Here is a 20,132-nt window from a genome sequence, read left to right as displayed (position 1 = left end):
GGCGTGATCGAATTGGCGAGTCTGGGTAAGTAGCCATCCGGTAAGGTGTAGGAGACGTGTGCGCACGGCGCGGCCTTCGCCATTGAGTGCGTCAGCGTCCCGCAATAGATGCGGGAGAAGAGTACTTAGGTCCGAGTACCGATCTCCTGCGAAGAGAGGCATGGCAGCCTTAACGGCGTCGTCTACCCCGCGCACCGTGGGGGCGTCCTCTACATCTCCATCGTATTTGCCTGCCAGGGCGTCCCGTACGGGCTTCCACCGGTCTACGGTTTCTGGAGACGCATCGTCGGCATCGTCTCGTGCAATCAATTGAGTAGTAGGTACCCTCAGCGCAGACGCGAGTCTGCGCAGCGTTTCTAGGCGAGTGTCTGGCCTTTCCCCCTGTTCAAGCTTTCGGATGAGGGATAGAGAGACGCCCGAGAACTGCGCTAGTTCTCTCTGCGAGAGTCCTCGACGCTTCCGTACCGACTGGAGACGTTCGCCGAGATCCTGTGTGCTCACTGTCCGCTCCCTGGGGGTTGGGTCGCTCGCACCACTCATACTAGCTCTGACCTGGTCGCTTGCCGGGAGTGTTGCCGCAGGTCACGCGTGCCGGTGCCGGTTCGGTCACCGTGGCGAGAGTGTCACAATCCTGTGTCGGGCTTGCCCGCGCCGTGCGGCCCGAGGAATCCGACGATCTCCCCGGCCCGCACGGTCAGGTCGACGCCGCGGACGGCGTCGGCGCCGGCGAAGGACTTGGCGAGGCCGCGTGCCTCGATGACGTGATCCATGCGAGCAGACTAACCACAAATTTGGAGTTGCCCCAAATCTAGAGTGATTCAAGCATGAGTAGCATGAGCGGCATGGCGGAAGAGCTCGGGCTCCGGGAGCGCAAGAAGCGCGAGACACGGCAGCGCATCGCCGACGTCGCCATGGGGCTGTTCATGCTGCGCGGCTTCGACCGCACCACGGTCGCCGACGTGGCCGAGGCCGCCGACGTGTCCGTCAACACGGTCTTCAACTACTTCAAGACGAAAGAGGACCTGTTCTTCGACCGGCAGGACCTCGCCGTCCAGAGCCTCGGCGGGGTCGTCGCGTCCCGGCGGGCGGGGGAGTCGGTCGTCGAGGCGCTGCGCCGCGACTTCCACGACGCCCTCGACGAGGGGGATTGGCGCTACGGCACCGCGAGCGGCGTGGAGGACTTCTCCCGCATGGTGTTCGAGAGCCCGTCGCTGCGGGCGCGGATGCGTGAGATGTCCGACCAGCGCAGGGACCACCTCGCGCGGGTCCTGGCGGAGGAGACCGACGCCGACCCGGACGACCCCACCCCGCGGATCGTCGCCGCGCAGGTCGTCGCGCTCACCCAGGCCATCTCGCTGGAGTACCTCCGCCGCCGTCGCGCCGGCGAGAGCGACGCGGCGGTCCTCCCCGCCGTGCGGGCCGCCGTCGACCAGGGCTTCGACCTGCTGAAGTCCGGTATCGGGGACTATCCCCGCTAACTAGAGCGCGCTCGCGCGGGCGGCGGCCAGGGCGGCGCCGGCGGCCCGGTCGGCGACCGCGGCGTCGACCGGCTCCCGGCTGACGAACAGCCGGTAGTAGATCGGCGCGACCGTCGCCCGTACGACCTCGACCGGATCGGTCCCGTGTGGAAGCTCGCCCCGGGCGACGGCGCGCGTCACGATCGGGGCGGCCTGGTCGTGCCGGGAGGCGAAGAAGCGCCGCAGCGCCACCGCGGCGGCGGAGTTCTGCACGGCGGCGGCGATGAACGCGGTCGACACCGGTCCCTCGTCCGGATCGGTGAAGCCGGTCACCACCAGCCGCGCCAGCACGCGCAGGTCATCCTCGACCGAGCCGGTGTCGGGGACCGGCCAGGGCTCCTCGCTCGCCATCTCCAAGGCGTCGGCGATCAGGCCTTCGACGCCGCCCCAGCGCCGGTAGACGGTGGTCTTGTGCACTCCGGAGCGGGCGGCGATGCCCTCGACCGTCAGCGCGGTGTACCCCTTGTCGGCGAGCTCGCTCAGAGTCGCCGCCCGGACGGCGGCACGGACGCGGGCGCTGCGGCCGCCCGGCCGCCGCTCGGGGCCCTCGGCGATCGTCATCGGTAATCCCGTTGCGCTAAGGAACGCTGGTCTGCCATCATCCTAACGCAACCGGAGTTGCGATAAGCCGAGAGTAGGGGAGAGCAGTCGCCATGGACCTGGTCCCGAACACCGTGATGTCCCACCCACGCCGTGTATCGGAGGCCCGCTCTGTCCACTCAGCTCACTCTGCGAGGCGTCGCCAAGTCCTACGGTGACCACCCCGTCCTCGACGACGTCTCGTTCTCCGTACGACCCGGGGAGCGCGCCGGCCTCGTCGGCGAGAACGGCTCCGGCAAGTCGACGCTGCTGCGGCTGATCGCCCGCGTCGAGGCGCCAGACGACGGCGACGTCACCGTCATGGCCGACGGCGGCGTCGGCCATCTCGGTCAGACGAGAGACCTGCCACCCGGTGACACCGTCCAGCAGGCCATCGACGCGGCCCTCGCCGACCTGCGGGCGATGGAGCACCGGATGCGCGAACTGGAGACCGACCTCACCGAAGACCGGTTCGCCGAGTACGCCGCACTGCGCGCCGCGTACGAGGCCCGGGGCGGCTATGAGGCCGATGCCCGCCTTGACAAGGCGGTCCACGGACTCGGCCTGGCGCACCTCGGACGCGACCGCGCGCTCGACACGCTGTCGGGGGGAGAGGAAGCCCGGCTGGCGCTGGCCTGCGTCCTCGCGGCGGCGCCGGAGATCCTGCTGCTCGACGAGCCCACCAACCATCTCGACGAGCCGGCGCTGAGCTGGCTGGAGGACCGGCTCCGTACCCACCAGGGCACCGTCCTCGTGGTCTCCCACGACCGCCTCTTCCTCGACCGGGTCGCCACCGTGATCTACGAGGTCGAGGACGGGGCCGTGACCCGTTTCGGGGGCGGATACTCCGGGTTCCTCGCGGCGAAGGCGGCCGCCCGCGTCCGCTGGGAGCAGGCGTACGCGGCCTGGTGCGAGGAGGTCGAGCGCGTCGAGACCCACGCGGCGACCACCGCGCGCCGGGTCGCTCCGGGCCGGCCCATGAAGGACCGCAACAAACCCGCCTACGACCGGGACGCCGGGCGCGTGCAGAGCTCGGTCGCGAGCCGAGTGCGCCAGGCGCAGGAACGGCTCCGGCAACTGCGGGCGAACCCGGTGCCCCGGCCGCCCGAGCCGCTGCGTTTCGACGGGCTGTTCGGCGGGGGAGACGAGGAGGGCGCGCTCGCCGAACTGCACGAGGTGACCGTCGGCGACCGGCTGCGCGCGGTCTCCCTCACCGTGACCGCGCGCGACCACCTGCTGGTCCACGGCCCGAACGGCGCCGGGAAGACCACCCTGCTGCGGGTCCTCGCCGGCGAGACGCCCGACTCCGGGACCGTGCGCAGGCGCGGCCGCATCGGGTACCTCCCGCAGGAGGTCGGCTTCCCCGAGCCGCGCCGATCCGTGCTGTCGGTGTTCGCCGACGGCCGGCCCGGTCACCCGGAGGAGCATCGTGCGCGGCTGCTGTCGTACGGCCTGTTCCACCCCGACGCCCTGGACACCCCGGTCGGCGGCCTGTCGGTGGGCCAGCGACGGCGCCTGGCCCTGGCCCGGCTGCTGACGGCAGAGCACGACCTGCTCCTGCTCGACGAGCCGACCAACCATCTGTCGCTCGTCCTGGTCGAGGAGCTGGAGGAGGCGCTCGCCGACTACCGGGGCGCGCTGGTCGTCGTCTCGCACGACCGGACGCTGCGGAACCGCTTCCCGGGACTGCGGCTGGAGATGCGCGCCGGGCGGCTCGCCGATGGTCAGGAGGGAGACAAGGGGGAGTAGACCTTGTCTACGCCTCTGCTGTCGGCGATCGCCCGGCGCGGCTTCGACGACCTCGCGGGACGGTTCGCGGAGGCGGCCGACGAGGCGGCGTCGCCACGAGCGCAGTTGCGGGCGCTGGCCTGCGCGTACGTGCGGTTCGCCCAAGAGTGTCGCGGCATGTTCGAGCTGATGTTCCGGCACGACCTGCTGCGCGGACCGGCACGTGCGGCGGGCGAATCGCGGCTGCGCGATGCCGGTCGCGCTGGACGGCACGGTGCTGATCGTGGCCCAGCCCAGCCTGCGGCGCGACCTCGGCGCGAGCGTGGCGCGGACGCAGTGGGCCAATACCGGTTACCTGCTCGCGGTGGCCGCGCTGCTGGTCATCGCCGGGCGCCTCGGCGACCGGTACGGCCATCGGCGGCGGCTGCTGTACGGCCTGTGCGGCCTGTGCGGCTTCGTGCGCCGGGAACCGTAGAACTCCAAGATCACGGCGAGGCGTGGTCGGCACTCATGCCAGAGTGATCGAGCGTTCCGGACTCGGCCTCGGGGACGTCCCGGCGTGCCGAGGCCACCGTGCGCAGCTCTTCGTCGGTCCAGGTCAGCGTGCCCGACCGTAGCCCGTCGACGACCTCGGTCACCCAGCGCAGCTCGGCGGCCGCGACGGCGTGCAGGTACTCGGTCTCGAGCATCGAGACGCGGGGGAGCGGGTCGGGGCCCGACTCGGTCGTGGCGTCGAGCGTCGCCCGCAGCCGGGCCAGCCGGCCGGACAGGAGCGCCTTCCGCTCCTCGAGGAACCGCAGCGTCTCCTCCGGGGTGAGGAGGGGAAGGAAGGACAGCGCCGCGGGCAGCTCGGGGAACTCGTTGCGCGGCGTGGAGAGCATCTCGCCCATCCACTGCCGAAGGACGGCGCGTCCCCGGTCGGTGAGCTCGTAGATCGTGCGTTCGGGATACTGCTGATCGCGCTCGGTCTGGCGGGCGGCGACCAGACCGGCCTCGTGCAGTCGATTGATCGTCTTGTACAGGCCGGCCCGCTGCCCGATGTTGACCACCTCGTCCTTGCCCCACCGCTTGAGCAGGGCCTGGATGCCGTACGGGTGGAGGGGACGGTACGCGAGAACGCCGAGCACGGCGAGCGCCAACGGGGATCGGCGTGGAGATGACGACATAGTCGCGAGTTAACTAGTTCCTGTGGGAGTGGTCAAGCGCCGGGCGGTACACGCGGTTCCGGAGGGGTGATGGCGTTCACGCTGACGGGAACTTACTTTGTAAAGGCGATCGCTTTCTTCATTTTTTCAAATCCCTCGGCCCACGCTTCAGCCATGAAAATAAGATCGCGGCGGAGGTGCACGATGGACGGTCTCGACGTATCCGCTTATCTCCGGAGGCTGGGTCTCTCCGACCCCGGCCCTCCGAGCGTCGCGGCCCTGCGCGCCCTGCACGCCGCTCAGGTCGAGCGCATCGCCTATGAGGCGCTCGACATCCAGCTCGGCCGGCTGACCTCGATCGATCCGTACGACTCCGCCGCACGGATCACGGCGGGCCGTGGCGGCTACTGCTATCACCTGAACGGCGCGTTCGCGCTTGTGCTGGGCGCCCTGGGCTATGAGGTGACCTGGCACCGGGCGGGCGTGCAGGGCCTGCGGGCCGCGGAGCCGCCGGGTCCCGCGCCGGCCAACCATCTGGCATTGACCGTACGCGGGTTGCCGGCGGAGGACTGCCCGTCGGGAGTGTGGCTCGTCGACGCCGGCCTGGGCGATGGACTGCACGAGCCGCTGCCCCTGAGCGAGGGCGAGTACGTCCAGGGGCCGTTCCGGTTCCGCCTGCGGCGTTCAGCGGCCGCGCCCGGTGGGTGGCGGCTCGATCACGACCCTCGCGGCGCTTTCACCGGCATGGACTTCGGCATGCGGCCCGCGGTGGTGGGGGAGTTCCTCGACCGTCATCGGCACCTGTCCACGTCGCCCGATTCCGGATACGTACGGACCTGCACGGTGATGCGCCGGGACGCCGGCGGCGCCGACGTGCTCACCGGGTGCGTGCTACGACGCGTCGATGCCGGCGCGGATCGGCGGGAGGTCCTGGAGACCAGGACCGAGTGGTACGGCGTTCTCGCCGACCTGTTCGGACTGACGCTCACCGACCTCGACGACGCCGACCGGGAAACCCTGTGGGCGCGCGTCCGAGGTGCCCACGAGGCATGGTCCGCCGCCCGCGAGGCGTCCGGGGTATCGGAGGGCGAGGACTCGGGTCCTTGACGGGAGACCGATGCGGTCAACGGTCGAAATCTGACCTGAACGGTTCTTAACGTGATCCCCTGGCGGGCCGGACGGCTCGCCTTCCGGCAACGACGGACCTTGGGGGACAGGTATGGAGATCGCCCCGTTCAGCGTCGACATCCCGCAGACGGACCTCGACGACCTGCGCGACCGGTTGACCCGGACTCGCTGGCCCGACGAACTCCCCGGGGTGGGATGGGACTACGGCGTCGCCCGGTCCCACCTACGGGACCTGGTGGCGTACTGGATCGACGGATACGACTGGCGGTTCCACGAGGCCCGGCTGAACGGGGTGCCGCAGTTCACCACGACCATCGACGGGCAGACCGTGCACTTCCTGCACGCCCGCTCACCCGAGCCGGACGCCCTCCCGTTGATCATCACGCACGGCTGGCCGAGCACGGTCTGCGACTTCCTGGACATCATCGGACCGCTCACCGATCCGCGCTCACACGGCGCGGACCCCGCCGACGCCTTTCACGTCGTGGCGCCCTCCGTGCCCGGATTCGCCTTCTCCGGGCCGACCCGGGAGAAGGGCTGGGGGAGCAACCGCGTCGCGCGGGCCTGGGCCGAGCTGATGCGACGTCTCGGCTACGCCCGCTACGGCGCCCAGGGCGGCGACTTCGGATCGATCGTCTCGCCCGAACTCGGCCGCGTCGCCCCGGACGCCGTCATCGGTGTCCACGTCAACGCGCTGGTCAACGCCTCGGCGCCCGCCGGGCCCGACGAACTGGACCTGCTCTCGGACGCCGAGCGGGAGCAGGCGCGGGCCAACCAGGCATGGTGGCAGGCCCACTCGGGCTACGCCACGCAGATGGCGACGCGTCCGCAGACCGTGGCGTACGCGCTCAATGACTCACCGGCGGGGCAACTGGCCTGGAACCTCGAATGGTTCGTCGACCACGATCCGACGCGGACGCGGCAGCCGCTCGCCGACCGGGACGCCGTGCTGACCGACGTGACCGCGCTGTGGCTCACCTCGACCGCCGGCTCCGCCGCGCGGATGTACCGCGAGCTGACGGCGGACGGCTGGGGCCGCCCCGCTCCCTCGGGGGTGCCGACCGGAGTCGCCAAGTTCCTCGGCGACCGCGCGATCCGCCGACTGGCCGAGCTGTCGAACACCGTCACGCACTGGTCGGAGTTCGATACCGGCGGCCACTTCGCGTCCCTGCAGGCTCCCGACCTGCTCGTCGCCGACATCCGCGCCTTCTTCCGCGTCCTGCGCTGATCACGGCCGCCTGATGCCCTCATCGTATCTAGTTGACGTGAAACTAGTATCCATGCGACTATCCCGTCGTCCTGAGATGAGGGAGTGGGCATGAGCAAGGTGAGTACCGCATTGGTCATCGGAGGCGGCATCGCCGGGCCGGTCATGGGGCTGGCCCTGGCGAAGGCCGGGATTCGGGGGACCGTCTATGAGACGCATCCGATGGTCGCCGACGGCGCGGGTGCGATGTTGAGCCTGGCGCCGAACGGTCTGGACGCGCTGCGCGTCATCGACGCGGACACCGCCGTGACCGCCGTCGGGCACGCGGTCCCAGGGGTGGTGATGGCCGACGGCGGCGGGACCCGGCTCGCCGAGTTCGGTGGCTTCCCCGGTCTCCCGGCGACGCTGGCGATGGCCCGCGCCGACCTGTTCCGCGCGCTGGCCGACCGGGCGGTCGCCGGGGGTGTGCCGATCGAGTACGGCAAGCGGCTCGTCTCGGTTCAGGAGTCCCCTGAGGGCGTCACCGCCGTCTTCTCCGACGGCACGACGGCCGGCGCTGACATCCTGATCGGCGCGGACGGCATCCACTCGACCGTCCGTACCCTCATCGACCCGGCGGCGCCCGGCCCGGAGTACGGCGGGGTGCTCAGTTTCGGCGGGTACGCGACCGGCGTCGACGTGCCCGCCGAGCCGGGCGTCATGTACTTCGCCTTCGGCCGGGTCTTCATCGGTTACTGGCGCCTGCCCGACGGGCGCATCTGCTGGTTCGCGGGCCTTCCGCACGCCACCCCGATGACCTCGGCCGAGGTCCGCCAGGTGCCCGCCGCGGATTGGCTGGCACGGCTACGGGAGCTGTACACGGGTCACGTGCCGGGTCAGGTCCTGCTGGAGCACACCCAGCCCGGCGACCTGATGGCGGTGGGGGCGATGGAGCGGATGCCGTCGCTGCCGCACTGGCACCGGGGCAGGATGGTGCTGGTCGGCGACTCGGCGCACGCTCCGTCCTCGAGTTCGGGGCAGGGGGCGTCCCTGGCCATCGAGAGCGCCGTGGAACTCGCCCGCTGCCTGCGCGACCTGCCCGATCCCGCAGCCGCGTTCAGCGTGTACGAGCGGCTGCGCCGCGACCGAGTCGAAATGATCGGCGGCGACGCGGCCGCGAAGAACAAGGCCAAGGCCGGACAGACGGGGGCGCGGCCCGCGCTGCCCGACCCCGAGCAGATGTTCGGCCCCGTCCACCGTCACCACATCGACTGGGACGAGCCCGCGACCGCCCCGAGCGCCCTCGCCACCGTCGAGAGCGGTCACACCTCGGGCAAAGTCGTCATCAAGGTGGCATGAGAGGTGTCCGGCCGACCGACGCCAAGAGCGGGCCGCACCCAGGACCGCGGGTCGGGTGACAGCCATGCCGCCCGGTTGGGCCTCGAAGCCTCGCCGAGCCGAGGGGAGAGGGCTGGCGCAGCCGCACGGGAGTCCACTGCGCTCGGGGTCGAAACGCCGGCGATGTCGTCCGCCGCGGCGTCTGGGGGAGGGGCGCTGCGGTACCGGACGTAGGGCTCACATCCATGGATGATCCTCTGATGGGTGACGGGTCATCCTGGTCTTAACCGGAGGCCGACACCCCCTTCGCGCCGCGAGACGCGCACGGAACCAGGGCGAGGCCGAGCGGCGCCGGTCCTCCGTGCACCGCAAACTTACTATGTAAAGGCCGTTGGTTAATAGAAAATCATAAAACCAACCTCTAAAAAACCGGATAACAATGCCTCAACGGGGCGCCTCGTCGGTGTGGATCGCGGGCTACCCTGGAGTTCCATTGGCGGCGGCCTCGGTCGTCGCGCGGCGGAGGGGCCCGCCGTATCCCAACCGCGGCATCAGATGCCGCCAACGGTCCCTGCTTGTGACGGCACACGCCCGCACCCTGTGCGAGCGTCACCACGAGTAGGGAGACCGGCGTATGACGGCGCGTGAGCACCGCGTGGACGAGCCCACTGATCCCGACACCGACCTGACCCTGCCCGCGCAACGCTGGGAGTCGGCCCGCGGGCAGGCTCCCGTAATCGCGGTCATCGCGGCCGGCGGCGCGGTCGGGACCACCGCCCGCTACGGCGCCGGGCTGATCTGGCCCACCGCCTCGGGCGGGTTCCCCTGGACGACACTGGTCATCAACGCGGCGGGATGCGCGATCATCGGTGTGTTCATGGTGTTGATCAGCGAGGTCTGGGCGACGCACCGGCTGTTGCGCTTCTTCATCGGCACCGGAGTCCTGGGCGGCTTCACCACCTTTTCCACCTATGCGATCGAGGCCACCCGTCTCCTCCAGGGCGGCCGAGCCCGTACGGGGCTGGTCTACCTGGTGCTGACCGTGCTGGTGGCGCTGGGCGCGGTCTGGGCGGCGGCGGTCACCACGCGCCGCTTGATCACAAGGAGGGGACTGCGACGCGGCGTCGGTCGTGCACAGCCGCGGGGTGACGAAGGATGAACTGGTTGCTGGTCATCGCCGGCGCCGTCATCGGCGCGCCGCTGCGGTATCTGACCGACCGGGCGATCCAGGCCCGTCATGACACCGTCTTCCCCTGGGGCACCTTCACCGTGAACGTCACCGGCTGCCTGATCCTGGGTCTGCTCACCGGTGCGGTCACCTACCACGCCGCTCCCGTCGGCGTGCAGTTGGTGCTCGGTACCGGCCTGTGCGGGGCCCTGACCACCTACTCCACCTTCTCCTACGAGACACTCCGGCTGGCCGAGACCGGTGCGAGGTTCTTCGCGGCCGTCAACGTCATCGCCAGTGTCGTCGCCGGATTGGGAGCCGCCCTGAGCGGAACCGCCGTCGTCCATGCCCTGTGGGCCCACTGATCGCGATCGGCGGCGGTGCTCAGGCGGAGCCTTCGCCGATCACTTCGCCGATACGGGCCGCGACGCCGGGCCAGCCGCCGCCCATGAAGCGGCGTGCCATGACCTGATAGGGGTCGTCGGGGTCGAAGCCGTCGTGGACGAGGAAGAGCCGGGTTCCGGTGCCTTCGGGCTGCAGGGTGAAGGTGACGGTGGACTCCAGCCGGCTGGGGTCTTCGGGTGCGGCGCACCAGCTGATGCGGAGCATCTTCTCGGCGGTGAAGTCCAGGACCGTGCCGTGGCCGGTGCCGCCGAAGCCGGCTTGAGGGATAGGGGTCCCTTGGAAGGTGAAGGCGTGGCCGATGACGAGCTTGAAGTCGTTCGGCATGAGCCAGCGGGCCATCAGGTCGGAGTCGGTCAGGGCTCGCCAGACGGCGGCGGGCGGGTGCGGTAGGAATTCGTCGACGCGGATGGTTCTTGGGTCGTTCGGGTCGTGGGCGGTCGGGTTCATGATTTCTCCTCATCCAGGACGTGGCGCAGGGCCTTCAGGCGGTCGCGCCAGAACCGCTCGTACGGGTGGAGCCAGTCCTGCAGCTCCATGAGCGGGCCGGCCTCGAGCCGGTAGTGGCGTTCGCGTCCGCTCTTGCGCTCGCTGACCAGCCCGGCGCCCCGGAGCACTTTGAGGTGTTCGGAGACGCTGGGCCGGCGCATGTCGAAGTGCGAGGCGAGGTCGTTGACCGTCCTGGGCCCGTCGAGGAGCAGCCGGAGCAACTCGCGGCGGGCGGGGTTCGCCAGGGCGGCGAAGACGTCGTTGGTCAGAGCAGTCACGACACGTAGGATATCTCCTACGCTTCATGGGTAGGAAGTCCCCTACCTTTCGATCGGGCGGGACGTCAGGGTGAGAGCCAGCTGACGGTGTCGACGCTGAGTCCGGCGGGGCCGGCCACCATGCGCAGGGCGTCCTCCAGGTCGGCGAGGCGGCCGGCGCCGAGGGTGGCCGCCCACCGGGCTCGCAGCCCGTCGAAGATCATCGCGGAACGGGTGAGCGCGTCGATGCCGCGCGGGGTCAGGCGCACGATCTTGCGCCGCGCGTCCGCCGGGTCGTTCACGCGCTCGGCGTAGCCGAGTTCCTCGAGCCGGTCGATGGTCTTGCCCACTGCCTGTTTGGAGACGCCGAGCCGGCGGCCGACGACGCTGGCCGAGGTTCCGTGGGGGCCGATCGCCTGCATCGCGAAGCCGTGCGCCGGGCGCATGTGCGGATGGCCCTGGCGGGCCAGCTCGGCGTGCAGCTCGTCGATGAGCGTCCGGAACCCCGCGAGTAGCAGAAAGGCCAGCTCGTAGCCCGGCCGGTCCTCAGGCGTTGCGGGCATGGTCAACCAGGTTTACTATTTCGACAACCACGTTGCCGATTTTAGGGGATGGAACCCTCATGACGTTCGTCGACCACACGATCGAGTCCGCGCCGCCGGCCGCCCGCCGTTCCATGGAGGCCGTCGCGAAGAACTTCGGATACCTGCCCGCGGCCGTCGGCCGGCTCGCCACCTCACCGCAGTTGCTGGACGGCTTCCTGCGAGCGAACGGCCTGTTCGAGAGCACCACCCTGGAGCCGCTCGCCCGGGAGGTGCTCATCATGACGATGGCCACCCGGAACGGCTGCCACCTCTGCGTCGCGTTGCACTCGGCCAAACTGACCTCGCTCGGCGCGGACCCCGGCCTGATCGCCGCGCTGCGGGAGAGCCGTCCGCTGGAGGAGGCGTCGCTGGAGGCGATGCGGCGGTTCACCCTGGCGGTGCTGGCCACCTCCGGCGCGGTCTCCGCCGAGGACCTGCGGGACTTCCTCGACCACGGCTACACGCGGCAGAATGCCCTGGAGGTGGTGCTCGGCATCGGCGCCTACACCATGTCGACCCTGGCCAACCGCATGACGGACGCGCCCTTGGACGATGCGCTACTGCCATTCGCCTGGACCGAGCACGCGCCCTGAGCCCGCGCGGGCGGTCGGATCGCCCGCGGGCGACCAAAGGGACGGGGCCCGGCGTAGCCGGGCCCCGCAGTTGTGGTCGTTGTAGGTGTTCTCGCCGCTGCCCCGGCCGTTGGGCGGCGGCGTTGGTTCAGATCAGCGCGGTGATGACCGCGGCGATCAGGATCCAGAACTTGTGGTAGCTCTGGTCCAGCGCGTAGGCGCCCGTCCCGAGGGACTCGTTGTCGTCGTAGGGCACTCCGTTCTTGTCCAGCTTGGGTTCACCGTCCTCGTTCACGCCCCGGCGAGGCGCGCCGAGGCGGAGGCGTTCGAGGTCGCCGAGGGGCACCGGATCGCCGCCCGGGCCGAGGACGACCTCGCCCGGCGGTGCCGCTAGCGCCGGGAACGTCGTATCCCGGGGTCCTCCTGCCGGGTTTCGGTCGTACGCGGTGCGAGCTAGACGCGCTTGAGTTTGGTCCAGCCCGTCCAGCCGCGCTTTTTCAGCAGCTCGATCAGTCGACGGGCCGGCGGCAGGGCGTCGAACGCCAGTGTGTCCATCAGTGCGACCAGCGGCGGCTCGATGTCGGTGTCGTCGACGTAGTCCTCGCCCTGCTCGTCGGCCATCCGCGTGATGTAGGCGGCAAGGTCGTCGGCCAGTTCGACCAGCCTCGGGTCGTCGGCGGTCCAGTCGAGCGCCTGGCCCAGGGTGAGGTAGAAGTCGATGAGCCGGGGGTCGGCGAGCTGTTCCCGTTTGCGTGCCGTCCATTCCGGGACTCGCTCGGGTGAGTGCGCGGCGAGCGGGATCCAGCCGTCGCGTTCGACTTCGATGATCCGCTCGTCGACTCCGAGCGCCCGGAGGTGGTCGAGGAACTCGACCACCTCCGGGGGCAGTACCAGGTTGTCGCCGGCGGCGAGCCGGGCGATCCGCTCCCGGCTGCGCTGCCGTTGCCGGATCTCCGCCCGCAGCCGCTCGTCGATGTCCGCGACCGCCGCGGTGAACTCCTCCTGGTCGGCCTGCAGCAGCTCCCGTACCCGCGCCAGTGGGACTCCGGCATCGGCGAGGGTCCGGATCTTGATCAGCTCGACCACGGCGCCGGCGTCGTACCTTCGGTAGCCGGAGTGGTCCCGCTCCGGTTCCGGCAGCAGCCCCTTGGCGTGATAGTGCCGCACCGCGCGCACCGTCACTCCGGCGTACGACGCCAGCTCGCCGATGGTCAGCATCGCACCAGTCTCCTATGGGGCGTTCAAGGAGTGGCCGGGCCGGCCGGCCGTTGTGCGCTCCGGATGATCTGGGCGATCTCCGGGGCATGGGTGAAGATCAGTCCGTGATCGGCGTGGAGCCAGGAGGTGGAGATCCGCGGTTGGTCGCGGACGAGCCGCTCGACGCCGGCACGCCAGTTCCGGTTGTAGCGCGCCGCGCGCGCGTCGCCGTCGTCGCCGGCCATCGAGGTCGACATGATCATGCTGATGGGTCGGTCGATCTTCCGGTACCGGTCGAGGATCCCGGACCGCACCGCGTCGATCTCGACATTCAGGTCGAGGATCTCCTGGGCGGTGAGCAGAACCTGGCGCGCGGTGCCCCGCCGGGCCTGCTGCCGCGTCGCCAGGTCCTCCCACATCGCGCGGAACTCCGGCAGGTCGGCTTCGGTGATGAAGGGTTCGGGTACGGGGTTCGCCCCGTCGATGAGGACGAGCCCGGCGACGGTGCCGGGATGTTCGGAGGCATGGTGCACGGCCAGGTCCGCGCCCAGCGAGTAGCCCACGAGCACGGGCGCCGCGGGCAGGCCGAGGCGTTCCGGCTCCGCCAGTACGGCGGTGAGATCGCTGAGGAACGCCTCGAAGGAGTACCGGTCGGCGGCCGAGGTGAGGCCATGGCCTCTGAGGTCGAAGGTCACGACGTCGTGGTCACGTCGCAGCAGTTCGGTCAGTTCGCGCAGGTCGGCCTGTGTCGAGTTCAGCTCGGGGCACAGGACCAGGGGTCGTCCCCGGCCGCCGCGGGACACCGGGATCGTGACGCCGTCGTTGTGGATCGTGAAGTGCCGCATCGTCTGGTCGCCTCTCCAAGCCCGTTCGCCGTGGTCGCCGTACGAGGCGACCTGTGTCGCACCGGTATTCGTGGTCACGTCGCCATGCTGAGAGGTTGACCCTGCGGCAGGGTCAACCTGCCCTCGGGTCCCTCGGTGGCGGCGGGCAGGCGGTTGAGGAAGGCGGTCGCGGCGGTCATGAGGATGATGGCGGCGAACTGCCGCTCGTCGAAGCGGTCCGCGGCCTCGTCCCAGATCTCGTCCGGCGCCGCCCGGCCTGGCCGGTCGGGGACCTGGACGACGGCTTCGGTGAGCGCCGGCGCGGCGCGTTCGGAGCCGGTGTAGAAGGGCGCGCCGTGCCAGGCGCCGACGTGCTGCCGCCGCTCGTCGGTCTGGCCGGCCTTTCCGGCGCTGCAGGTCCCCGTGGGCGCGTGGGCGCCGCTGCCGTTTCGCTGGCTCGTGCGCAGATGAACCAGGTCCAGGATCCGGTGCGAGGCGCCGCTGGTCTCTGCGCCAGAGCCGGAGCGGCCGAGGTTCAAGGCGGGCCCGGACCAGCGGTCCGGTGCTGCGCCACCGGATCGGCTGGAACGCCCGCGTGGAGCCCGCGAACGTGGACCGCGACCGGCTCGACGGACCCCCGCCCGGCCACCGGGCGGGGGGCTAGAGCGCGGCGACGGCCTCTTCGACCGTGGGGTAGGAGGCGAAGACGTCGTGGAGACCGACGATGCCGAAGACGCGGTCCAGGTCGGGGTTGAGGCCGGCCAGCGCGAGCGGGGTGTCGCTGGCGCGGGCGCGGTGGTAGGCGGTGACCAGCACGGTGATGCCGGTGGAGTCGCAGTAGGCCAGGTCGGTCAGATCGATGATGACGCCGTCGGCGGTGAAGGTCGTCTCCTCAAGGGCCTTCCGCAGGTGCGCGGCGGTGTAGTAGTCGAGTTCGCCGGCCACGGTGATCAGGGTCGGGCCGGCGGGGTGGGGGTGGCTGGTGGCGGTCAGGACGCGGTCGGTCACCGGTGCTCCTGTGCGGGGACGGTGGTGGGACGGGTGGGTGCGGACGGGGCCGGCAGGGTGGTGTCGGCGGTGACGCCCCTACCCAGATCCTCGGGAAGCTTGCGTACTGCCGTGAGGACATCGTCGGCGTCCTGCGGCCAGCGCGGTGACGCGGTCGAACACCTCGTCGGGCGGGGTGTCCAGGGCCCGGCGGCAGCCGTTCATCGGGGGCATGGACACCACGCTGGTGGCGTCTGCGGCGTCCACGGACGTTTCTCTCCTACCTGTGTGCGCCCTTCCCGGGCAGAAGATACGGATGTAACGCCGCGGGGTCGGTTGGCCTATCCTACGAAAGCCGCCGGTGCGTCCCCCACTTCAGGCCCCGGCGGGGGCGGTCGGGCCCATCGGCACGGGGCTGTGGCGAGGGAGAAGGCGATGAGCGGTGCTGGGCCCACCGGGCCGGTGGACGACGCCGAGCGCGGTCTTTCGGCGGCGACCGGGGCCAGGGTGTTCTTCGTCGACGGTGAGGTCGGCCGGGACCTCGCCGTCGTGGACTGGGCGGCGACGCGGCTCGGGCCGCCCGACCACTGGCCGCAGAGCCTGCAGACCGCCGTCAGCATCCTGCTGTCGTCCCGTTTTTCGATGTGGATGGCGTGGGGACCGAATCTGACGTTCTTCTGCAACGCCGCCTATCGGCGGGACACGCTGGGCCGCAAATACCCGTGGGCGCTGGGCCGGCCCGCCAGTGAGGTGTGGGCGGAGATCTGGGACGACATCGGCCCGCGGATCGACACGGTGCTCAGCACGGGCGAGGCGACCTGGGACGAGGCGCTGCTGCTGTTCCTGGAGCGCTCGGGATACCCGGAGGAGACCTACCACACGTTCTCCTACAGCCCGCTGCGGGACGATTCGGGCGCGGTCGTCGGCATGCTGTGCGTGGTCAGTGAGGAGACCGAGCGGGTCATCGGCGAGCGCCGGATGGCGACGCTGCGGGATCTGGGGTCGGATCCCAGTGTGGTCCGCACCGAGCAGGAGATGCTGGCCTTCGCGGGCCGCCAGCTCGGCGGCAACCTGCAGGACCTGCCGTTCACGCAGGTCTACCTGTTCGACGAGGATCACCACGCGCGGCTGGCGGCGACGACGGGGATCGAGGCGGGGCACCCGGCCGCCCCGGCGATGATCGCGGTCGATGACCCGGGCGGGGTGTGGCCCGCGGCGGAACTCGCGCGGGGAGAGTCCGCGCTGGTGACGCTCGACGGCGCCCCGTTCACCGGGCTGCCGGCCGGCGACTGGCCGGAGCCGCCCACGCACGCGCTGGTGGTGCCGCTGCTGCAGCAGGGCAGCGCGCCGTACGGCTTCCTGGTCGCCGCGTTGAACCGGTACCGCGCCCTGGATGCGGGCTACCGCGGGTTCATCGAGCTGGCCGCCGGGCATGTGGCGGCGGGGATCGCCAGCGCCCGCAGCTACCAGGCTCAGCAGCGGCGGGCGGAGGAACTGGCCGAGCTGGATCGCGCCAAGACCGCGTTCTTCTCCAACATCAGCCATGAGTTCCGCACCCCGCTCACGCTGATCATGGGCCCGGTGGACGAGCTTCGTACCAGGCTGGGCGACAGCGACCCGAGGGCTCGCGAGGAACTCGACGTCATCCGCCGCAACGGGCTGCGGCTGGGCAAGCTGGTCAACACGCTGCTGGACTTCTCCCGCATCGAGGCGGGCCGGATGCAGGCCCGCTACGAGCCGGTCGACCTGTCGGCGGTGACCGCCGAGCTGGCCAGTGTGTTCCGCTCCGCGATCGAGAAGGCCGGGCTGGCCTTCGAGGTGGACTGCGTCCCGCTTCCTGAAGCGGTGTACCTCGACCGCGGCATGTGGGAGAAGGTGATCTTCAATTTGCTGAGCAACGCGTTGAAGTTCACCTTCGACGGCTCGGTCTGTGTGACCGTCCGCGTGGAGCAGAACCACGCGGTCGTCACCGTGGCCGACACCGGGATCGGCGTCGCCGAGCAGGAGATACCGCGGCTGTTCGAGCGGTTTCACCGCATCGAGAAGGCCCGTTCGCGCTCGAACGAGGGCAGCGGCATCGGGCTCGCGCTGGTCAAGGAGCTGGTCGGCCTGCACGGCGGCACGATCAGCGCCGCCTCCACCGAGAACGAGGGCACCACGTTCACCGTGCGGCTGCCCTTCGGGCACGCTCACCTGCCACCCGAGGCCATCGCCGCGGGAGACGGCGCGGAGGGCGGCGCGGCCACGGTCCCGGCCACCGCCGAACCGTACCTCCAGGAGGCCCAGCGCTGGCTGCCCTCGGATCCGCAGCCCGTCGGCGACGCGGCAGGGTCCGCGCCGGAGGAGGTCACGCCCGGCACCGGTGAGGCCGCGACCCGCCCGGGCCGCGGTCGGCCCGGGCGGGTCCTCATCGCCGACGACAACGCCGACATGCGCGAATACCTCACCCGTCTGCTGCGCGGCGCCGGGCACGTGGTCAGCGCGGTCACCGACGGGCAGGCCGCGCTGGAGGCCGCGCGGGCCGACGCGCCCGATCTGGTCGTGAGCGACGTGATGATGCCGCGCCTGGACGGCCTGCAGATGGTGGCCGCGCTGCGCGAGGACACGCGGACGGCGAGCGTCCCGGTGCTGCTGCTGTCGGCCCGGGCCGGTCAGGAGGCCTCCATCGAGGGCCTGGAGGCGGGCGCCGACGACTACCTGGTCAAGCCGTTCTCCGCGGCCGAACTACTGGCTCGGGTGCAGGCGAACGTCGAGCTGGCCCGGCTGCGCAGCCACCATGTCCGCTGGCGTACGGCGCTGGTCGACTCCCTGCAGGAGGCGTTCTTCGTCTGCGACGAACAGGGCGCCGTCGTGGAGATCAACGCCGCGTTCGCCGACATCCTGGGTTTCGGCCCTGAGGGCCTGCCCTACACCCCCATCCACCCGTGGTGGCCCGACGCCGACCGCGACCCTGAGGCTCATCGGCTGGTGGCCGAGGCCTTCGCGGGCGTGCTGGACGAGGAACGCGGCGTCTTCACCGTGCCCGTCACCCATCGTGACGGGCACCGGTTGTGGATCAGTGCCGCGTTCAACCAGGTCCAGGACCTGGAGACCGGGAGCCGCGTGGTCGTGGGCACCTTCCGCGACGTCACCGCCGAGCACTACGCCATCCAGCGCGAGACCGCGGTGGCGGCGCTGAGCCTGTGCCTGTCCCAGGCGGCCAGCCTCGAAGAGGCCCTGACCGGTGCGCTGGAGGAGCTGAAGGCCCTGTGGCGCGCCGAACGCGCCCTGGCCACCGTCTTCGACGGTGGCGGCGCGCCGACCGTGACCGGCACGGAGGCGGGCCTCACCTGGGAGGCGCTGTCCGAACAGCACCGTACCGCGCTGACCGGCCTGCGTGAGGGTCCCTCGCTGGCCCCCGCCACCAGTGCCGACGGCACCGCCGCGGGCGTCGGCCTCGAACACCCGCACGGGCCGATGGTGCTCTGGCTCGACCTGGCCGGTCACCGGCCCTTCACCGACCAGGACCAGACCCTGCTGTCCCTGCTGGCGGGCCACCTCGCCCAGGGCCTGACCCGCGCCCACCAGATCGACCAGCAGCGTGAGACCGCCATCACCCTGCAGCGCGCCATCCTCGGCCCGGCCGACCTGCCGGAGGGTTTCGCCGTTCGCTACGAACCCGCCGCCCGCCCCCTGGAGGTCGGCGGTGACTGGTATGACACGGTTCCGCTGCCCGACGGCCGCATCGGCATCGTCGTCGGCGACTGCGTCGGCCGGGGCCTGCAGGCGGCGACCGTGATGGGGCAGTTGCGCAGCGCCTGCCGGGCCCTGCTCCTGCAGGACCCGCGGCCCGACCAGGTCCTGGTCGCGCTGGATCATTTCGCCGCCGGTATCCCCGGTGCGATGTGCACCACCGTCTTCTGCGGGATCCTCGACCCGCAGACCGGCCACCTGACCTACTCCAGCGCCGGCCACCCGCCCGGCATCCTCGTCCAGCCGGACGGCGCCCGGCACCTGCTCGAGGGCGGGCGATCCGCCCCGCTCGCCGTCCGCCCCGGAGCCCCGCGCCCGTACGCGGAGCACACCCTGTCCGCCCGCGCCACCCTGTTGCTGTACACCGATGGTCTGGTCGAACGCCGCCGCAGGCCGTTGACCGAGGGCATCGACCAGGCCGGCGAAACCGTCCAGGACGGCAGGGAGACCGGCATCGATGTGCTGGCCAGTCAGGTCATGACCCGGATGGCCCCTGCGGGCGGCTATGACGACGACGTCGCCCTGTTGTTGTACCGGCACCCCGCTCCGCTGGAGATGACCTTCCCCGCGGAGGCCACCCAGCTCGCCCCCGTCCGCAAAGCCCTGCGCAGTTGGCTCACCAAGTGCGACCTGCCGCCGCAGATGGTGCAGAACGTCCTCGTCGCCGCCGGTGAGGCGTGCGCCAACGCCATCGAGCACGGCCACCGCCACGCCCCGGGCGAGATCGTCCGGATGCGCGCCGAGGCCCTGGTCGATCGGATGCGTTTGACGATCATCGATACCGGACGCTGGAAGACTCCGCAGCCCGAGGCCAACGCGCACCGCGGCCGCGGGCTGACGTTGATGCGCGCCATGATGCAGCAGGTCACCGTCACTCCCGGCCCCGGCGGCACCACCGTCGACATGCAAACCAGGATCGCCCAATGACCACGCCTCTGACCCTGACGCCGGACCGCCGTCCGGACGGCACGCCCGTCCTGACCGCGGTCGGTGAGATCGACATGAGCAACAGCGCCGATCTCGCCGCCGCGGTCGCGGACGGCCTGGAGGGGGCCGCCGGTCCTCTCATCGTCGATCTCACCGACGTCGAGTACCTCGACAGCGCGGGACTGAGCATCCTGCTCACGCACGCGGACCGTATCGAGGTCGTCGCCACGCCGCTGCTCGCCCCAGTCCTGACCTTCTGCGGCCTTACCGACCTGACCACCATCCACGGCCTGGGCCCGGCCGACCCCGCCTCCTGACCGGGCCCGGTACGCCGCGGGCCCGGGCGATGTGAGTGGGGCCTTTCACCGGGCC

Annotated in this window: 22 protein-coding genes and 1 pseudogene; 11 read left to right on the top strand and 12 right to left on the bottom strand. The window is 70.9% G+C overall.

Annotation, left to right across the window (positions count from 1 at the left end):
- Positions 1-312: 312 nt before the first annotated feature.
- Both AB0K82_RS27730 and AB0K82_RS27725 read right to left on the bottom strand, forming a co-directional pair.
- Positions 313-540 (bottom strand): annotated as a pseudogene (locus AB0K82_RS27730) (helix-turn-helix transcriptional regulator); the annotation flags it as partial.
- An 83-nt stretch (positions 541-623) separates the two neighbouring features.
- Positions 624-770, bottom strand: a complete 147-nt coding sequence (locus tag AB0K82_RS27725; RefSeq protein WP_364402328.1) for a hypothetical protein — start codon at positions 768-770, stop codon at positions 624-626.
- Between the two features lie 54 nt (positions 771-824).
- On the opposite strand from AB0K82_RS27725, the gene AB0K82_RS27720 reads away from it, so the two are divergent.
- Complete coding sequence (locus AB0K82_RS27720) at positions 825-1,478, top strand: TetR/AcrR family transcriptional regulator (protein WP_364402326.1); 654 nt, start codon at positions 825-827, stop codon at positions 1,476-1,478.
- Here the strand turns inward: AB0K82_RS27720 and AB0K82_RS27715 are convergent, their stop codons facing one another.
- Positions 1,479-2,078, bottom strand: a complete 600-nt coding sequence (locus AB0K82_RS27715) for a TetR/AcrR family transcriptional regulator (RefSeq protein WP_364402323.1) — start codon at positions 2,076-2,078, stop codon at positions 1,479-1,481.
- Between the two features lie 132 nt (positions 2,079-2,210).
- On the opposite strand from AB0K82_RS27715, the gene abc-f reads away from it, so the two are divergent.
- Together abc-f and AB0K82_RS27705 are read left to right on the top strand one after the other, a co-directional pair.
- Positions 2,211-3,845, top strand: coding sequence for a ribosomal protection-like ABC-F family protein (gene abc-f / locus AB0K82_RS27710; RefSeq protein ID WP_364402320.1), 1,635 nt, complete (start codon positions 2,211-2,213; stop codon positions 3,843-3,845).
- 202 nt (positions 3,846-4,047) lie between these two features.
- Positions 4,048-4,299, top strand: coding sequence for an MFS transporter (locus AB0K82_RS27705; protein ID WP_364402318.1), 252 nt, complete (start codon positions 4,048-4,050; stop codon positions 4,297-4,299).
- 10 nt (positions 4,300-4,309) lie between these two features.
- On the opposite strand, the gene AB0K82_RS27700 is transcribed toward AB0K82_RS27705, so the two are convergent.
- On the bottom strand, positions 4,310-4,963 hold the full coding sequence (locus tag AB0K82_RS27700) for a PadR family transcriptional regulator (RefSeq protein WP_364402315.1): 654 nt from the start codon (positions 4,961-4,963) through the stop codon (positions 4,310-4,312).
- 210 nt (positions 4,964-5,173) lie between these two features.
- On the opposite strand from AB0K82_RS27700, the gene AB0K82_RS27695 reads away from it, so the two are divergent.
- The 5 genes from AB0K82_RS27695 to crcB all read left to right on the top strand — a co-directional run bounded on the left by AB0K82_RS27695 (position 5,174) and on the right by crcB (position 10,154).
- Positions 5,174-6,076 carry an arylamine N-acetyltransferase gene (locus AB0K82_RS27695; protein WP_364402312.1) on the top strand — a complete coding sequence of 301 codons (903 nt, stop codon included), beginning with the start codon at positions 5,174-5,176 and terminating at the stop codon, positions 6,074-6,076.
- Between the two features lie 112 nt (positions 6,077-6,188).
- A complete protein-coding gene (locus AB0K82_RS27690; protein ID WP_364402309.1) occupies positions 6,189-7,325 on the top strand; it encodes an epoxide hydrolase family protein in 1,137 nt (378 codons plus the stop codon).
- 90 nt (positions 7,326-7,415) lie between these two features.
- Positions 7,416-8,642 (top strand): FAD-dependent monooxygenase, encoded by a 1,227-nt coding sequence (locus tag AB0K82_RS27685; RefSeq protein WP_364402307.1) that lies wholly within the window; start codon positions 7,416-7,418, stop codon positions 8,640-8,642.
- A gap of 613 nt (positions 8,643-9,255) precedes the next feature.
- A complete protein-coding gene (locus AB0K82_RS27680) occupies positions 9,256-9,780 on the top strand; it encodes a CrcB family protein (protein ID WP_364402305.1) in 525 nt (174 codons plus the stop codon).
- Positions 9,777-10,154 carry a fluoride efflux transporter CrcB gene (gene crcB, locus AB0K82_RS27675; RefSeq protein WP_364402303.1) on the top strand — a complete coding sequence of 126 codons (378 nt, stop codon included), beginning with the start codon at positions 9,777-9,779 and terminating at the stop codon, positions 10,152-10,154. Before AB0K82_RS27680 ends, crcB begins: the two co-directional genes overlap by 4 nt.
- 19 nt (positions 10,155-10,173) lie before the next feature.
- On the opposite strand, the gene AB0K82_RS27670 is transcribed toward crcB, so the two are convergent.
- From AB0K82_RS27670 to AB0K82_RS27660, 3 genes are all read right to left on the bottom strand, one after another.
- Entirely contained in the window at positions 10,174-10,641 is a 468-nt protein-coding gene (locus AB0K82_RS27670) for an SRPBCC domain-containing protein (protein ID WP_364402300.1), read from the bottom strand.
- Complete coding sequence (locus AB0K82_RS27665; protein ID WP_364402297.1) at positions 10,638-10,958, bottom strand: metalloregulator ArsR/SmtB family transcription factor; 321 nt, start codon at positions 10,956-10,958, stop codon at positions 10,638-10,640. Before AB0K82_RS27665 ends, AB0K82_RS27670 begins: the two co-directional genes overlap by 4 nt.
- 65 nt (positions 10,959-11,023) lie before the next feature.
- Complete coding sequence (locus AB0K82_RS27660) at positions 11,024-11,500, bottom strand: MarR family winged helix-turn-helix transcriptional regulator (RefSeq protein WP_364402294.1); 477 nt, start codon at positions 11,498-11,500, stop codon at positions 11,024-11,026.
- A 59-nt stretch (positions 11,501-11,559) separates the two neighbouring features.
- Here AB0K82_RS27660 and AB0K82_RS27655 point away from each other — a divergent pair, with 59 nt between their 5' ends.
- On the top strand, positions 11,560-12,114 hold the full coding sequence (locus AB0K82_RS27655) for a hypothetical protein (RefSeq protein ID WP_364402291.1): 555 nt from the start codon (positions 11,560-11,562) through the stop codon (positions 12,112-12,114).
- 127 nt (positions 12,115-12,241) lie between these two features.
- On the opposite strand, the gene AB0K82_RS27650 is transcribed toward AB0K82_RS27655, so the two are convergent.
- The 5 genes from AB0K82_RS27650 to AB0K82_RS27630 all read right to left on the bottom strand — a co-directional run bounded on the left by AB0K82_RS27650 (position 12,242) and on the right by AB0K82_RS27630 (position 15,122).
- Positions 12,242-12,439 carry a hypothetical protein gene (locus tag AB0K82_RS27650; protein WP_364402288.1) on the bottom strand — a complete coding sequence of 66 codons (198 nt, stop codon included), beginning with the start codon at positions 12,437-12,439 and terminating at the stop codon, positions 12,242-12,244.
- 107 nt (positions 12,440-12,546) lie between these two features.
- Entirely contained in the window at positions 12,547-13,311 is a 765-nt protein-coding gene (locus AB0K82_RS27645; RefSeq protein WP_364402287.1) for a MerR family transcriptional regulator, read from the bottom strand.
- A 23-nt stretch (positions 13,312-13,334) separates the two neighbouring features.
- Positions 13,335-14,213, bottom strand: coding sequence for an alpha/beta hydrolase (locus AB0K82_RS27640; RefSeq protein WP_364402284.1), 879 nt, complete (start codon positions 14,211-14,213; stop codon positions 13,335-13,337).
- Positions 14,210-14,653 carry a carboxymuconolactone decarboxylase family protein gene (locus tag AB0K82_RS27635; RefSeq protein ID WP_364402281.1) on the bottom strand — a complete coding sequence of 148 codons (444 nt, stop codon included), beginning with the start codon at positions 14,651-14,653 and terminating at the stop codon, positions 14,210-14,212. Before AB0K82_RS27635 ends, AB0K82_RS27640 begins: the two co-directional genes overlap by 4 nt.
- 121 nt (positions 14,654-14,774) lie before the next feature.
- A complete protein-coding gene (locus AB0K82_RS27630) occupies positions 14,775-15,122 on the bottom strand; it encodes an STAS domain-containing protein (RefSeq protein ID WP_364402278.1) in 348 nt (115 codons plus the stop codon).
- A 414-nt stretch (positions 15,123-15,536) separates the two neighbouring features.
- Here AB0K82_RS27630 and AB0K82_RS27625 point away from each other — a divergent pair, with 414 nt between their 5' ends.
- Positions 15,537-19,760 (top strand): SpoIIE family protein phosphatase, encoded by a 4,224-nt coding sequence (locus AB0K82_RS27625; RefSeq protein WP_364402275.1) that lies wholly within the window; start codon positions 15,537-15,539, stop codon positions 19,758-19,760.
- Positions 19,757-20,077 (top strand): STAS domain-containing protein, encoded by a 321-nt coding sequence (locus AB0K82_RS27620; RefSeq protein ID WP_364402272.1) that lies wholly within the window; start codon positions 19,757-19,759, stop codon positions 20,075-20,077. The genes AB0K82_RS27625 and AB0K82_RS27620 overlap by 4 nt, the downstream gene beginning before the upstream one ends.
- Positions 20,078-20,132 lie beyond the last annotated feature (55 nt).

Source organism: Actinoallomurus sp. NPDC052274 (assembly GCF_040679475.1).
Taxonomy (GTDB): domain Bacteria; phylum Actinomycetota; class Actinomycetes; order Streptosporangiales; family Streptosporangiaceae; genus Actinoallomurus; species Actinoallomurus liliacearum.
This window is presented reverse-complemented; position numbering and strand designations above follow the sequence as displayed.

Excerpts from the sequence above, each read along its gene's own strand:
- AB0K82_RS27725 (WP_364402328.1), bottom strand. The coding sequence starts at position 770 with ATGGATCACGTCATCGAGGCACGCGGCCTCGCCAAGTCCTTCGCCGGC.
- AB0K82_RS27720 (WP_364402326.1), top strand. The coding sequence starts at position 825 with ATGAGTAGCATGAGCGGCATGGCGGAAGAGCTCGGGCTCCGGGAGCGC.
- AB0K82_RS27715 (WP_364402323.1), bottom strand. The coding sequence starts at position 2,078 with ATGACGATCGCCGAGGGCCCCGAGCGGCGGCCGGGCGGCCGCAGCGCC.
- AB0K82_RS27695 (WP_364402312.1), top strand. The coding sequence starts at position 5,174 with ATGGACGGTCTCGACGTATCCGCTTATCTCCGGAGGCTGGGTCTCTCC.
- AB0K82_RS27690 (WP_364402309.1), top strand. The coding sequence starts at position 6,189 with ATGGAGATCGCCCCGTTCAGCGTCGACATCCCGCAGACGGACCTCGAC.
- AB0K82_RS27685 (WP_364402307.1), top strand. The coding sequence starts at position 7,416 with ATGAGCAAGGTGAGTACCGCATTGGTCATCGGAGGCGGCATCGCCGGG.
- AB0K82_RS27680 (WP_364402305.1), top strand. The coding sequence starts at position 9,256 with ATGACGGCGCGTGAGCACCGCGTGGACGAGCCCACTGATCCCGACACC.
- crcB (WP_364402303.1), top strand. The coding sequence starts at position 9,777 with ATGAACTGGTTGCTGGTCATCGCCGGCGCCGTCATCGGCGCGCCGCTG.
- AB0K82_RS27670 (WP_364402300.1), bottom strand. The coding sequence starts at position 10,641 with ATGAACCCGACCGCCCACGACCCGAACGACCCAAGAACCATCCGCGTC.
- AB0K82_RS27660 (WP_364402294.1), bottom strand. The coding sequence starts at position 11,500 with ATGCCCGCAACGCCTGAGGACCGGCCGGGCTACGAGCTGGCCTTTCTG.
- AB0K82_RS27655 (WP_364402291.1), top strand. The coding sequence starts at position 11,560 with ATGACGTTCGTCGACCACACGATCGAGTCCGCGCCGCCGGCCGCCCGC.
- AB0K82_RS27645 (WP_364402287.1), bottom strand. The coding sequence starts at position 13,311 with ATGCTGACCATCGGCGAGCTGGCGTCGTACGCCGGAGTGACGGTGCGC.
- AB0K82_RS27625 (WP_364402275.1), top strand. The coding sequence starts at position 15,537 with ATGAGCGGTGCTGGGCCCACCGGGCCGGTGGACGACGCCGAGCGCGGT.
- AB0K82_RS27620 (WP_364402272.1), top strand. The coding sequence starts at position 19,757 with ATGACCACGCCTCTGACCCTGACGCCGGACCGCCGTCCGGACGGCACG.